The sequence below is a fragment of the Halomicronema sp. CCY15110 genome (assembly GCF_016888165.1).
Classification (GTDB): domain Bacteria; phylum Cyanobacteriota; class Cyanobacteriia; order Phormidesmidales; family Phormidesmidaceae; genus Halomicronema.
On record NZ_JACSWC010000238.1, the window covers coordinates 1 to 15,005 of the forward strand.

At 56.5% G+C, this 15,005-nt stretch carries 9 protein-coding genes; 2 read left to right on the plus strand and 7 right to left on the minus strand.

Annotated elements, in window-relative coordinates; genetic code table 11:
* Window positions 1-84: 84 nt before the first annotated feature.
* The 7 genes from JUK32_RS08745 to JUK32_RS08775 all read right to left on the minus strand — a co-directional run bounded on the left by JUK32_RS08745 (window position 85) and on the right by JUK32_RS08775 (window position 10,184).
* Complete coding sequence (locus tag JUK32_RS08745) at window positions 85-438, minus strand: hypothetical protein (protein ID WP_204138474.1); 354 nt, start codon at window positions 436-438, stop codon at window positions 85-87.
* A gap of 83 nt (window positions 439-521) precedes the next feature.
* The gene (locus JUK32_RS08750) at window positions 522-1,523 is read right to left on the minus strand and encodes a zinc-dependent alcohol dehydrogenase family protein (protein WP_204138475.1); all 1,002 of its coding nucleotides are present in this window, start codon (window positions 1,521-1,523) and stop codon (window positions 522-524) included.
* A gap of 91 nt (window positions 1,524-1,614) precedes the next feature.
* A complete protein-coding gene (gene ileS, locus JUK32_RS08755; RefSeq protein ID WP_375541556.1) occupies window positions 1,615-4,575 on the minus strand; it encodes an isoleucine--tRNA ligase in 2,961 nt (986 codons plus the stop codon).
* A gap of 138 nt (window positions 4,576-4,713) precedes the next feature.
* On the minus strand, window positions 4,714-5,718 hold the full coding sequence (locus JUK32_RS08760; RefSeq protein WP_204138476.1) for a hypothetical protein: 1,005 nt from the start codon (window positions 5,716-5,718) through the stop codon (window positions 4,714-4,716).
* A gap of 290 nt (window positions 5,719-6,008) precedes the next feature.
* A complete protein-coding gene (locus JUK32_RS08765) occupies window positions 6,009-6,572 on the minus strand; it encodes a DUF308 domain-containing protein (RefSeq protein ID WP_204138477.1) in 564 nt (187 codons plus the stop codon).
* 595 nt (window positions 6,573-7,167) lie between these two features.
* Window positions 7,168-8,325: an N-methyl-L-tryptophan oxidase gene (solA, locus tag JUK32_RS08770; protein ID WP_204138478.1), complete on the minus strand. Its 1,158-nt coding sequence runs from the start codon at window positions 8,323-8,325 to the stop codon at window positions 7,168-7,170.
* 230 nt (window positions 8,326-8,555) lie between these two features.
* Complete coding sequence (locus JUK32_RS08775; RefSeq protein WP_204138501.1) at window positions 8,556-10,184, minus strand: BCCT family transporter; 1,629 nt, start codon at window positions 10,182-10,184, stop codon at window positions 8,556-8,558.
* Window positions 10,185-11,074: 890 nt separating this feature from the next.
* Between JUK32_RS08775 and JUK32_RS08780 the strand changes: the two genes are divergently transcribed.
* Window positions 11,075-12,286: an aromatic ring-hydroxylating dioxygenase subunit alpha gene (locus JUK32_RS08780; protein ID WP_204138479.1), complete on the plus strand. Its 1,212-nt coding sequence runs from the start codon at window positions 11,075-11,077 to the stop codon at window positions 12,284-12,286.
* A 221-nt stretch (window positions 12,287-12,507) separates the two neighbouring features.
* Window positions 12,508-14,931: an FAD-dependent oxidoreductase gene (locus JUK32_RS08785; RefSeq protein WP_204138480.1), complete on the plus strand. Its 2,424-nt coding sequence runs from the start codon at window positions 12,508-12,510 to the stop codon at window positions 14,929-14,931.
* Window positions 14,932-15,005: the final 74 nt, after the last annotated feature.

Below are 15,005 nucleotides of genomic sequence, written 5' to 3' on the forward strand. Positions count from 1 at the left end.
CACAGATGGCTCCCCTTCTCAATCTGAGAATCTAGCTACATCAATACTCTCAGGACTTTTCTGCACCACTAAGGCTTACTGCTGTCAGGCATTCAAAAACTGGTTGAGGTCTTCAATCACGCGGGGCAGTTCGGCTTCGGTAGTGAGGCGTAGGCGATCGTCGCGCACGGTGATTAGCAACTTAGCCGCAAACGGGCTGGGCCAAATATTCGGATTGCAGAAGACTTCGAAAAACACATCGCCGGTGTGCTGATATTCCATCGAGGGGGCCACGGCTCGCTTATCAGCGGTCGGAGGCTGGGCGGCGATCGCCTTTAGTTGGCCCACCAATTCCGTCAGGGCCGCTTTCAGATCCTGGCCAGCGGCGTGAGAAAAATTGAACCGCACCGAACCTTGCAACAGGTTGAGCGTGATTTGCGTGACGGTGGTTGAAGTCATGGCCATCTCAATAAGCAGCTAGTCCTATTTTGTGGGCAAACCGGACGAAAATAACGGGTCTTAAGGTTGGGTAAAGGTTGCGGTCAGTCCATCGTCAGCACGACTTTGCCCATGCCGCCACCGCCGCGCTGAATCCACTCGTGGGCGGCAACGGCCTGACTCAGGGGAAACGTTTGATCCACATGAATGTGCAGCTTGCCAGCGTCCAACCATTGGGCACAGTTCGCCAAAATCTGGGCTTGATGATGGCGCGCTTCCGGCAGGTACTGAAGTTGGGGCGTCAGCATCAGCTCAAAACTCACCCGCAGGTTGCGATCGCGCGCGACTTGCCAATTCGTGGTGTCGGCGGGGGCGAGCAACGTCACCACATCGCCGCCATATTTCACCGCCTCGAAACTCTTCGCCAACACCGATTGCCCCACTGTATCGAAGGCGATATCCACCCCTTGATTGTCCGTCCAGGCCATAACTGCCTGGACAAAATCCATGCGGTTGTAATAAATGCAGTGGTCGGCCCCCAAATGAGTGGCAAAGCGGGCCTTGTCTTCCGAGCTGATAGTCGTGGCAACTTGGGCCTCGCGGAGTTTCGCTAGTTGAATCGCCACATGTCCCACGCCGCCCGCCCCGGCATGAATCAGCACTCGCTGGTGGGGTGCTAAGCGGGCGCGATCGTACAGGGCTTCCCACGCCGTGAGCAAGACGAGGGGAGCCGCCGCCGCTTCGGCAAAGCTGAGGCGAGCCGGTTTGAGGACAACATCGGACTCGGACACCACGGCATATTCGGCATAGTTGCCGCGATCGCCCCCCAATCCCCCGCTACAAAAGAACACCTCATCGCCGGGACTAAAGTGGCGGACGCGATCACCCACGGTTTCCACCACCCCGGCCCCATCACAGCCCAACACCGTCAAGTCGGCACCTGGCACCAACGATCCCCGCCCCCGAATTTTGGTATCAATCGGGTTCACCCCCGCCGCTTTGAGCTTCACCAAAATATCGGTGTCTTGCCGCAGGGTGGGTAGCGGCAGTTCAGCCAGGGTCAACACCTCAGTGGCCCCCGGCGTTTTGAAAATACAGGCTTTCATACTGAGCAATCGATGGCTGTGATCGGACTAGACGGTACGACATTTTGCCCCATCACCGGAGCGTTGCCCCCAGAGAGGCCGCACGGTCGGTTTAGAAGCTACCGGAGAGGGCGGCGACACAGCGATCGCAAATGGTGGGATGCTCACTGGACTGGCCGACGCTGGTGGAGTAGTTCCAACAGCGATCGCATTTCTCGCCAGCGGCATCCCCCACGCCGACCCCGATATGATCCGCCTCGCTGCGGTACTTCGCCTCGGTCAGCTTGTCCGGCGTCTCCAGTACCTCGACCTGCGACACCAAAAAGAGATACCGCAGCTCATCCACATGGACGCTGCCCGTTGCGACAGAGTCCGCTGGATTCATCGCATTTAGGGTTTGCCGTAGCGCCGGATCGGTCACATAGAGCAGCACTTTCGCTTCCAATGAGGACCCGATCGCTTTCTCCGCTCGCGCCTGCTCCAGCACTTTGTTCACTTCCTGCCGCACTTCCCGCAGTTGCGACCACTTTTGGGACAGTTTCGGTTGCCGCCAGGTGTCTTCTAGCGTGACCCAGCCCGCCTCAAACACCGATTGGGTCGGCGCGGCATAGGGCAGGTTTTGCCAAATATCCTCGGCCATGTGGGAGAGCACGGGGGCGATCGCCCGCGCCAGATTCTCAATGATGACCGCCAGCACCGTTTGGCAACTGCGACGCCGGGGAGAATTGGCATCACTGATGTACAGCCGATCCTTAGCCGCGTCCAAGTAAAAGTTGGACAGGTCTACCACACAAAAGTTCTGCACCGTTTGGAAAAATCGGAAGAACTGGTAGGTATTAAACGCATCCGTCACTTCGTCAAAGATTTCGGTGACGCGATGGAGCATATACTGATCCAGCTCCGGCATTTCTCCATAGGGGATGGCGGCTTTCGCTGGATCAAAATCGTGCAAATTCCCCAGCAAAAACCGGGCTGTGTTGCGGATCTTGCGATACACATCGGCCATCTGTTTCAGGATGGTGTTGCCCAGTGGCACATCCGAAGAATAGTCCACCGAAGACACCCACAGCCGCAGCACGTCGGCCCCGTAGGCGGGTTCCTTTTTCTGATTTTTACCGCCCTCGATCACCACGCGCGGATCGATGACGTTGCCGATCGACTTGCTCATCTTGCGGCCCTGCTCATCCAGGGTGAAGCCGTGGGTCAGCACTTGCCGATAGGGGGCATGGCCGTTCACCGCCACACTGGTCAGCAAACTGGATTGGAACCAGCCCCGGTGCTGATCGGTGCCTTCCAGATACATATCAACGGGATAGCTCAGCCCCTCGCGCTGCTGGGCCACCGCCGCCCAAGAGGAGCCGGAGTCAAACCACACGTCCATGGTGTCCATGCCTTTGACGTAGGTGCGACCGTTGCTGCGATACGGTTCGGGCAACAAATCTTCGACGGGTAACTCCCACCAGGCGTCAGAGCCCTTCTCGGCAAAGAGCTGTTGAATATAGTTCAGCGTCTCTTCATTGATTAGGGGTTCATTGGTTTCACTGTCGTAGAACACGGGGATAGGCACGCCCCAGGTGCGCTGGCGCGAGATACACCAGTCGGCGCGATCGCTCACCATCGGCGTGATCCGGTTTTCCCCCTGGGCGGGAATCCAGGTGACTTCCTTAATGGCTTTCAGAGCCTCATCGCGGAACCCTTCCACCGAGGCAAACCACTGCTCCGTCGCCCGAAAGATCGTCGGCTTTTTGGTGCGCCAGTCGTAGGGATACTTGTGAACATAGGGTTCATGCTTGATCAGCGACCCGGCCTGTTCCAAGGCTTCGATGACGGCAGGGTTGGCGTCTTTCAGGACGTTTTTACCGGCGAACGGCCCGGCCTCCGCCGTCATATCGCCCCGCTCATCCACCGGACACAGCACGGATAAGCCATAGCGCTGACCCACGATGAAGTCGTCCTGACCATGACCGGGTGCCGTGTGCACTAAGCCCGTACCGGACTCAGTGGTGACGTAATCGCCCCCAATCACGATGGGACTCGTTTCGCCTCGTTTATCCGTCGGCAGGTGGTCTTGCAGGGGATGGCGGTAGGTACAGCCTTCGAGGTCTGCCCCTTTCAGTTCCGCTTTAAGGGTCAGTTCAGTGCCCATGATCGTGCTGAGGCGATCGCGCAAATCCTTCGCAATCAGCAGATACTTAAAGGGCTGGCCCGCCGCCACTGCCACCACGGCATAGGTGAGTTTAGGATTCAGCGCCACCGCCATATTGGCGGGAATCGTCCACGGCGTTGTCGTCCAAATTGCGACGCCGAGTTCAGATAGATAAGGCGCTAACGTCGGCATCGCCGCTTCAGCCGCTGCGACCATCGGAAATGCCGCATAGATACTCGGCGAAGTGTGGCCCTCGGGATATTCCAGTTCCGCTTCCGCCAGCGCCGTTTGCGATGTCGGGCTCCAATGCACCGACTTCAACCCCCGGTAGATGTAGCCTTTCAAATACATCTGGCCAAAGACGCCGATTTGCGCGGCTTCATATTCCGGCTGTAGGGTCATGTAGGGCGCTTCCCAATCCCCCCAGACGCCATACCGTTTGAAGCTTTCTCGCTGTTCGTTGATGGTTTTCTCGGCAAACGCTTTGGCCTTGTAGCGCAGTTTGATCGGGGTCAGTTTAGCGCGGGCCTCTGAGTCCATGTTTTGCAGGACTTTCAGCTCAATCGGTAGACCATGACAATCCCACCCAGGGATATAACGCACTTTGCGCCCCTGGAGGATTTGGTACTTATTGATGACGTCTTTCAGAATTTTGTTCAGCGCATGACCGATGTGCAACGAACCGTTAGCGTAGGGCGGCCCATCATGCAGCACAAACGGCTCACCCGGATTCTTTTCGGCCAGCTGTTCGTAAACCTGGTGCTCGCGCCAAAATGCCTGAATCTCGGGCTCCCGCTTGGCGGAGTTGGCCCGCATCTCAAACGTTGTTTGGGGCAACAGAACGGTTTCTTTGTAGCTTTGGGTGTCAGTCACGGCCAATAAAACGGGTGATTTTTGCACGGAATAATTATCTTTCACAGACCTCATCTCATCAAGCGATGCGGATGCCACTCTATGAAAAAGACATCTCTCTAGCGTAGGCCAGACCGATGAATTTGCGGGAGTTGTCCCCAAAATTCGCTCGTTATCGTTCCAGATCGCGTGAAAGCGCCAGCAGCCATTCCCTTAAAAGCGATGGCGCAGGCCGAAGAGATAGGCGTTGCTGCCCCCGATCGCATCGCCGAACTGTCGATAGGCCCCACTGCGGTGATGGATTCTCCCCGCAATGCCCCATTTGGGCGTATGCAGATATTCAATTTCTAACGCCAGGTAGTTGAGAAATTGCGATTCATCAGTGTTGTTGTCATCTTCAATTTCCGGCAGCAGCGTGGCATAAGACACGCCCTCAATCAAGGCGATACTCAAGCTGGGCGACCATTCCCACCGTAGAGCCAGAGCCGCCGTGCCTTCCCAGTGATTTTGGCGACCTGAGTGCTTCAGCAGCAACAATTCGCCCTCGATTTTGACGGTATTACCGCCGGCCAAAGTCCGGCTGATGCCTGCGCCAAACAGGCTGGAATCCTCCACTTCAATGCCTTGGAAAGTCAGACTCTCTTCGAGGTCGTTATTGGTCATGAACCCACCCCACGCAGTGGCTCGCCACTGAATAAAGTCATCCGGCGGGGTGGCGACTTCCGCACTAATTTCAGTTAAAGACTGGCCCGTGGGCTCTGGAATATAATCCTCGACCTGAAAGGGAACCGTGTCGGGTCTTTCAGTTGGTTTCAGCGGCTCAGGCGGGTCGAAGTCAGCGGCGTCAAAATTGGGGGTGAGGCTAGCTGGGGGAGCCACCCCTGGATCTGCCGTTCCATCTAAAAGATCCCCTTCCGTTTCAAAGTCGATCGCCGCCGGGGCGAGGTGCTCCACATTGATGACCGGCGGCGTTGAGGCGGTGGTCAGCGGGACTGCTGAAGCGGGTGGGGCGATCGCAGGGACGCTGGCTGACGGTCGGTCGGTCTGTAACTCGGCGGCAGTAGTGGCAAAAGAGTGAGGTTGGGCGGTGCTCGGGGCGACATCCAAACGTCGGACTTCGGCGCAGGCACTCTCCACCACGACCCATGACATCCCCACGGTCATGAGCAGGGCCAGACGAAGCGGAAGGCGCAGACAAAGATGACCCGGTGTAAACATCAATCGTAGGTATCTAGTTGTTGATGATGGATGGGGAGACTCCCGCAGCAGGCAGTTTGGAGCCCGCTAAAAACGTCTCACATAGACTGCCAGAGCGGCGGCGGATGCGGTCAATGTGCTTATTTAACCAGAGAATTCCCGCTGCGGAGCATTAATTCTGAGCGATCGCTCCCCGTAGCGGCAGCCAACCTTCAGCTCGTGGAGACATCGGACACCACGGCGCACTTTCAACTGGGTTTGGGTCATATCAAGCTGCCTGTCTGCGTCATGGGTGGCGGCTATCGAGTGAATTAGCGCGATCGGGGCTGGTGATCATCTTGAGATTGCATCGTAGACGCCAGAAAAATAAGCCACCCGCCAGGCAAAATTAGGCTTAACGCGACAATCAATCCCAACAGCCACGCCAGTGTGATTTTGAGACTGCTTATCAACAGGCCACCCAACCCCAATGCCCCCAACCCCATCGCCCAAAACCAGCGGCGCGTCGGCCCCGGTGGCAACTGCTTGGCCAAGGCCAGCTCCAGCATCCCTTGCAACAACAAAATCATACCCAACAGCGTCGATAGTGCCACATACCTCTGCAACAACGCGGTAAATAGTAGGAAACTCGCCACGACGTACAGCACTCCAGTGCTGACCTTGAGGCGAAATCCCGGTTCCGAGCGAGTTTGCCAACCGTAGACTAACCGTGCCCCGCCTGCCACTAAAAATACTCCAGACATTAAAAAAACAATGACGCCTGGGGCCTGGATGGCGGTCACGATCGCGGCTAACCCCAGTAGCACCAGCAAGACGCCAATGAGCAAAATACCCTGGGTGAAATCCTTGAAACGGTTATTCGACGAAGAGCTCATAAATTCTGGAGGCAGAAACCACGCTTTCACTCTAAAGCCTCCTTAAGCTTTGCATTGCCTCGTTAAAGAAAGGCAATGTCCACAGGCCGTTGATGCCTGCCGGTCATCGTAGAAGTAGCACTAAAAACGGGGCGTTGCGGCATTAGGAGCATGAACGCGACAGCGGGCCTCACTCCAGCCGCTCTCTACCCAAGGGCTCCAGCCCAAAGCTTTCGATCCTGCACCCAAACTGGACGACTTTAAGAATAGATACCGCAGTTCAGACCGCCAAACGCCAAGGGACTTGCGCAAAAAAAAGATCCCCATGGACCGAGTTTCGACTCCGCTCAACTCTCGATACTGGGAGGTTGAGCGAAGTCGAAACCGAATTGAACGGATTCTTTATTTCGTTGCAGAACGCTAAATTAGCCGACTTTATCCCCACATTCTGGGAGGGAGACGGGCGTTCAACCTCACCCAGGATGATGGAGTCGAGGGAGTGACCAGGCTATCAGTAACTGGTCGTGTCATTGGTCTGCATCCCAACTATCCCCAGGACGAGGGGCCACCGGACGGTACCTTGTCCAAGCTTTCAAACCCTGCCCTCCTCAGCTCCTTAAGCGGCGACCAACTGAAATCGCGACAGCTTGAACAAACTGGTGTCATGGGGAGTGCTGCCATCGACGGCGAGATCAGCGAGCATCTTACCCATCAGCGTGGTGAATTTGAATCCATGGCCCGAAAAACCCGCGCCAATCACAACCTGGGGATAGTTGGGATGCTGATCGACCACAAAATCTTTATCGGGAGTCAACGTGTAGAGACATCGGCGGGTCGAAATGAGTGGCCCAGCGACATCGGGAATGTACTGACTGGCCCAGTCGCGAATCCGCTCCGTCCACGCTTCACTGGGGGTGTAGTCCACTTCACTCGGGCTTGCGACCGTATCCCACCCGTAAAAGGTGGTGAGTTTGAAGCCGATGCTGGGGTCGGCGTGGGGAATGCCGTAGGGCATTTCGCCGTAGTCGCCGTTCATGTGGGCAAAGAAGACGGGAAACTTACCCGGTTCAAATAAACTCGGGTCTTTGGGCTGATAGAAGCCGAGTTGACAGGGCATGATTTTGAGGGGTAAATCAATGCCTTGTTCCGCCAGGACTCCCTTGGCCCAGCTGCCGACGGTGAGCACGATGCGATCGCACGTATACGTCTCATCTTCAGTTTGCACTTCCACCCCCGACTCCGACGGGGTGACCTTTAGCACAGGGGTTTGATCGAGGACTGTAGCCCCACGGGCTTGGGCCAGACGCACGTGGGCGAGGACACAGCGCGAGGTTTTAAGTAAGCCCGCATCGGGGTTAAATAGCCCCTCCATGCCGTCATCTAGCGCAAATTGAGGATAGCGTTGGGCAATTTCGGCTTTGTTGAGGTGCTCATAATCCAGCCGTGACTCATCCAGGCTCGCCTTCATGCGCTGCCAGGTATCCATTTCGGGCGAGCCAAAGTCCAGGCCGCCGGTTTTGATGTAGAGCTCTTCGTCGGCTTCGTCTTGCAGGGCAAACCAGAGCGGATAGGCATCCCGCATCAGGTTGACATAAATGGGATTGTCGTAGGTGTAGCGAATAACTCGGGAATTGCCGTAGGAGCTGCCGTTCTGGTGATCGAGCTCAAACTGCTCTAGCAGCAATACTTTTTGTCCAGCTTTGGCCAGGTAGTAAGCAGCGGCACTGCCCACGCCGCCCGCGCCAATTACGATCGCATCAAAATGCTGTGCCATGTCAAACCACGCTCCTAGAAGAAAGTTGCAGGGATAGAGTCTGCTAAGGCGGGTGATGAGGCTGGAGCAAACAAATCACAGGCCAGTGGAGAGCACTCCTAAGGACTGGCGGAAACGCTTAACCACTCGCAACCGAGTTAACGCCTGTGGGTGGGTGTAAGGTAGTGAATCTTAGAGCAGAGGCGCAATTAACCGGTCAACTACGCCTCTGAAACGGTTATGCCAAAAGGCTAGCGAACGACGGCTTCTGCCGCTTCTGCGGCCTCGGACTTCCGCAGCGCTTGTTTCACATGAATCACATCATGCTCATAGCTCAGCCCCTTGTAGATGCTGTAGCACATGATCAGCAGCACCACCGCAAAGGGCAACCCCGCACTGATGGCTGCCGTTTGCAAAGCTGACAGACCGCCGCCCAACAGCAGCGTCGAAGCCACTACCCCTTCGAGCACCGCCCAGAAGACCCGCTGCGGCACCGGCGACTCCAGCTTGCCGCCGGAGGCGATGCTGTCGACCACCAGAGAACCGGAGTCGGAGGAGGTGACGAAGAATACGACCACTAGAATAATGGCAACAAAGGAAGTAATGCCGGTTAAAGGGAGCTGATCCAGCATCACGAATAGGGCTGTGGCCACATTTTCAGACACGGCGGTGCTGATGATGCCGGCAGTGCCTTCGCTCAGCCCGAAACTCAAGGCCGTGCCGCCAAAGGCCGACATCCACAGAAAGGTCAGAGCAGTGGGCAGCAGCAGCACCCCAAGGATGAACTCACGCACGGTGCGGCCCTTGGAAATGCGGGCGATAAAAATGCCCACAAACGGAGCCCAGGATACCCACCAGCCCCAGTAGAAGACGGTCCAACCATTCTGCCAGCCGTTATCGTTAAACGTCTCAGTCCAGAAGCTCATGGTGGGCAGAGACGCCAAGTAGTAACCAGTGGTTTGCACAAAGGTGTTGAACAGAAAGACCGTGGGCCCCACCAGCAGCACAAACGTCAGCAGCACTGCCGCCAAAATCATGTTGAGTTCGCTCAGGCGGCGCACTCCGTTCCCCAGGCCTGATACGACCGAGGCGGTGGCAAAACCGGTAATGATCGCAATGAGGCCCACCTGCACGGGGGTGCTAATTTGCAGACCAAACAAAAAGTTCAAGCCCGCATTCGTCTGCTGCACGCCGAAGCCCAGAGAGGTCGCCAGGCCAAACAGGGTAGAGGCTACTGCCAACACGTCAATCGCATTACCCTGCCAGCCGTAAATCTTTTCTCCCAAGATGGGGTAAAACACTGAGCGAATGGTGAGGGGCAGACCCCAGTTAAAGGTAAAAAATGCCAGGGAAAGGCCGACCAAAGCATAGATGCCCCAGGCGTGGAGTCCCCAGTGGAAGAAGGTGACGCCCATTGCTTGCCGGGCGGCATCGGCGGTATTGGGCTCGATCGCCCCAACAATGACTGGCGGGTCTTGGAAATGGTAAATCGGCTCCGCGACGCTCCAGAACATCAGGCCGGTACCCATACCAGCGCTCATGAGCATGGAAATCCACGCAAAGGTGGGAAACTCTGGCCTGGCGTCGGGGCCGCCTAAGCGCACACTGCCCAATTTGGTTAAGGCAATGTAGACCGTAAACAGCAAAAAGAACGTCACGGACAGGATCATGAACCAGCCCAGCGTGCCCGAAATAAACGCCTGAACCGCCCCAAAGGCTGACGTAGCAGGCTCCTGAAAGAGCAGCGTGAACAGAACAAACAGTAGAACCAGGCTACCTGAAACCAGGAAAACCTCAGGGTGAAAATCGAACCCTCTTTTGGTGAAGTTGCGATCGCCGGGACGGCGAGTTAGATGGCGCGTAGGGGCATGTTCGGGCATCACAAACGGATGCTCTTCATGCCTTCCATGCCCATTGTTTTCAATAGTCATAGCAATTATTCAATTCTCGACACATCAACGGACAGCAAGAACGCGCCGATAAATATAAAACTGCGGCGTTTCTCACAGCTAGTAACTGATCACAAACAGCCCGACCTACTCATCTGCAGGCATTAAATGTTCTTCAACTGTCATTGCTGTACGTGATCACCATTCCTTAGACAACGCAAGCTTGTCAAGCACGCAGAGCACAGCGTTGCCGGGCTGCAACAACCGTAATCAGAGAAATCGTGACCAGCCCTACCAATAAATCGACGAACCAACTCAAAAAAACTAGGCGACAAAATCTCGACCAAGATTCAGCAAACTCTATCCAAGTCAAAACTAGGGGCTTTAATTCAGGAAAACTGTCGTTGCCGATACAGTTGTCACTACAAGTCATGAATCGTGGATTCAGATCGTCGTCAAGGCAGCTATAGACGGCAAAGACTTGGTCAGAAAGTAGCCTTCTCGGGCGCGCTATCAATGAAGCCCAGAACCCAATGCGGCCAAGATTACCGCACCTGTATTGACTCCACCGGCTAGGGACGGTGGCCCCTTGGCTGAAAGGATTTGAATAGTTCCAAGATGCCAGGCCTGGTGATGGTGTCAAACGGCGCAGGTCAGCACATCATGAAAAAACAAATGCCAAATTGTAAGCCAGAAAACATTATTTATTTTTTTTGGGCCTTATCTTTCCTTTTTAAGTCTTGTAATAACAAGTTGAGATAGCTCGTCATTACAAGGTGATAAATAGCTTTTGGGTTCTGGCTCGGCATCGGGATGTCCGGGCTGTTTTTACAGGTTGTCTTCGAAAAAGTCGTATCCAAGCGTAGCCACAGAGGCGAAGTATGACACAGGAAAATATCGCAGTTTACCCCCCTGACTTGACTTTGGTTGAGTGTCCTGAGACATCTCAAAGGGCAGAGGTTGATGTCGAATCAGCGGTCGTTCACTTAGATGATTATCGTCAGTTAGGTTTGCCCGCCGAGGCTTACACTAGCGAACGCTATTTGCAGCGGGAACGCGAGACGGTATTCAGTCAATACTGGGTGTTTGTGGGGTTGGCCTCTGATGTGCCCAACCCCGGAGATGTGTTGCCGCTGGAGGTGGCGGAGATGCCGATCGCATTGGTGCGCGATCGCGCGGGCACGCTCCGGGCTTTCCATAACGTGTGCAGTCATCGCGGTTTGCAGTTGGTTCAGTCTCCCTGCAATGTGCAGGGCAATTTGCGCTGTCCCTATCATTCCTGGGCGTACAAATTGGACGGCCAGCTCAAGAGCACGCCCCACTTCGGCGGCTATTACCAAGACACCTATGACGGCTTTGACCGCGACAGTAAAGGGCTCCAGCCGATTCGCTGTGAGCAGTGGTTGGATTTAGTGTTTGTGAACCTCTCTAGGGATGCGCCACCCCTGGAAGAATACTTGCAGCCGGTGATTGAACGCTGGGCCGCCTATGATCTCGACCAGCTCCGCCGCGAGCCCCGCGAGATTGGCTTTACCTGCGATGCCAACTGGAAACTGGCGATCGAAAACTTTTCGGAAAGCTATCATCTCACCTGGGTGCACCCAGCGCTGAATAGCTGCTCCCGCATGGAAGACCACTTCCGCTTTGAGGTCGGCGATGTCCATGTCGGTCAGGGGAGCTTGATGTACCAGAGTGGGGTAATTGAGGGGCGATCGCTGCCCACCTTTCCCAACCTGCCAGAGCGCCACAAAGAGACTGTGGCGGAATACGTCACGGTGTTCCCGAACTTAATGCTAGGCGTCCATCCCGACTATTTCCTCGTGTTTTCAGTTGATCCGCTGGGGGTTAACCAAACCCGTGAGCGCATGACCTTTCACTTCATTGGCGATGCTGCGATGACGCCGGAAAATGAGGCTCTCCGCCACCTCCCCATTGACCTGTGGCATGACACCAACGAAGAAGATATCGAGATGATTGAGCGGCTACAGCGCGGACGCCACTCCCCCCGTTTCGACGGTGGCTGTTTTTCCCCGGAATTGGAGCAGGCGGTCTATCGCTTTCAGCAAATGGTGGCCAAGGCCGTCGGCGAATAATTGCCGCCAGCCGTCGGATGAACCCGCAATATTCCGTCGGGGCAAGGCATCGTCGGAGTCCCTGATCGGACCAATCCAAAAAGTATTGGCAACGATGCCTCGCCCCTAACGATTGGGGGATGAGGAAAGCGATCGCCCTACCCATCCACCCATCCACCCATCCACCCTGCCACCCTGCCACCCATTCACCTCCTCCTACCTACCCACACCCCGGAGAACCCATGCAAACCAACGCCACCCTCGTCGTCATCGGTGCGGGCATCGTCGGCTGTAGCACCGCCTACCACCTCGCCAAACAGGGCTGGAAAAATATTGTCGTCGTGGAACAAGGCCCCCTCTTCGCCACCGGCGGCTCCACCTCCCATGCGCCTGGCCTGGTGTTCCAAACGAACTCGTCCAAAACCATGACCCAGCTGGCCCAGTACACCATCGAACTGTATAGCCAGCTCAGCACAGACGAAGGCCCCGCTTTTTACCCCGTCGGCGGTATCGAAGTCGCCTACACCCCAGAGCGGATGGCTGAGTTGCAGCGCAAGCTGGGCTGGGCCAAATCCTGGGGCGTTGAAGATGCGACCCTGCTGACCCCCGCAGAAGTCAAAGCCAAAGTTCCCCTCATCGACGCAAGCAAAATTCTCGGGGCCTACTACGTGCCCAGCGACGGCATCGCCAAAGCCCTGCGAGCGGCTGAAGCCATGGCGACTGAGGCCACAGCCGCCGGGGCCGCAGAATTCTACGGCGACACGACCGTGATGGACATTGAGGTGGTGGATGGACAGGTGACCGCGATCGTCACCGATAAAGGCCGCATCGAGACCAGCAAAGTGCTCGTCTGTGCGGGCATTTGGGGGCCGCGCATTGGCCGCATGGTGGGCGAAGTCATTCCCCTCACCCCGGTGCAGCACCAGTATGTGAAAACCGCCCCGATTCCTGAACTCGCGGGCGAAACCGAGGAAGTCAACTTCCCCATGGTGCGCCACCAAGATCACGCCATGTACTTCCGGCAGCACGGCGACTGTTGGGGCATCGGCTCCTATCAGCACGAACCGCTCTTGGTCGATCCGGACAACATCTTGCCCTATGCCGAAGCCCCCGTGATGCCGTCGGTCAGGCCCTTTACCGAAGAGCATTTCGGCCCCGCCTGGGAGTCCACGACGGAACTGTTCCCCGCTCTCAAGGACGCCGAGTTGACCTACAAAATCAACGGCATGTTCTCTTTCACGCCCGACAGCGGTTCGGTAATTGGGGAATCGACGAAGGCGAAAGGCTTCTGGGTAGCCGAAGCGGTGTGGGTCACCCACGGCGGCGGTGTAGGCAAAATCGTGGCGGAACTGATGACCACGGGCGTGCCCAGCCTGGACATTCACGAAATGGACATCCACCGCTTCCCCGCAGTCTGCCAGAGCAGCGACTTCATCACCCGCGCCGGGGCGCAGCAGTACGACGAGGTGTATGACATCATTCACCCGCTGGATCAGCAACTCCACTCGCGGGACTTGCGGGTGAGCCCGTTTTACCCCCGCTTACAGGAACTGGGGGCACAGTTCATCTTTAGTGCGGGTTGGGAACGGCCCCAATGGTTCAAGTCCAACATTGCGCTGCTGGAAGAGTACGACGTGCCGCCGCGCCACGGCTGGGCAACCAAGCACTGGTCACCGATTCAAGGGGTGGAACATCTGGCTACGCGGGAAAAAGTCGCTCTCTATGACCTCACCCCCTTTGCCAAGTTTGAAGTGACCGGCCCTGGGGTCGTGGACTATCTGCAAAATCTCTGCGCCAACGATATCGATAAACCCGTCGGCAAGGTGATTTACACCGCGATGCTGGACGAGAGCGGCGGCATTATGTGTGACCTGACGGTGAGCCGTTTGGGGGTCGAGAAATATTGGGTGGTGACGGGGGGTTCCGTCCACGGTCATGACCTGGCGTGGCTGCGATCGCACCTCCCCGCCGATGGTTCCGTGCAAATCACCGATGTGTCCTCTAGCTACTGCTGTGTTGGTCTGTGGGGGCCGAAAGCCCCAGCGGTGCTGCAAGCAGTCACTCAAACCGATGTTTCTAAACCCAAGTTCAAGTTCTTCACTCAGCAGCAGTTCCGCATTGGCAACGTTCCGGTGCTGGCGTCGCGGGTGTCTTACGTCGGTGAAGAAGGCTGGGAGATCTATGCCCCGACGGAGTGTGGCCTGAAGCTGTGGGATACCCTGTGGGCGGCGGGTCAAGCGCACGGCATCATCGCTGCTGGGGGGGCCGCCTTTGAAACTCTACGGTTGGAAAAGGGCTTTTTGCTGTGGGGCACGGACATCCACACCGAGTATGACCCCTATGAAGCGGGGCTGGGCTTTGCCGTGAAGCCGAACAAGGGCGACTTCATTGGCAAGGAAGCGCTGCTGCAACGGAAAGAATATGCCAGCCGCCAGCTCTGCTTCCTCACGCTGGATGATCCAACGGCGGTGGTGATGGGTAAGGAACCCGTCATCGCGGACGGGAAAGTGCTGGGTTATGCCAATAGTGCGGGCTATGGGTACAGTTTGGGACGCTGCGTGGTGTATGCCTATCTGCCACTGGGATACACTCAGCCCGGCACGCCGGTCTCGGTGGAATATTTTGGTGAGTCACTGTCGGCGACGGTGGTTGAAAAGCTGCTGTAAGTATCTAGGGGACGCACCCAGGGGACGCACCCCGTAAAGGGGTGCGTCCCCTGAATTTGATGGGCTGTATTCGA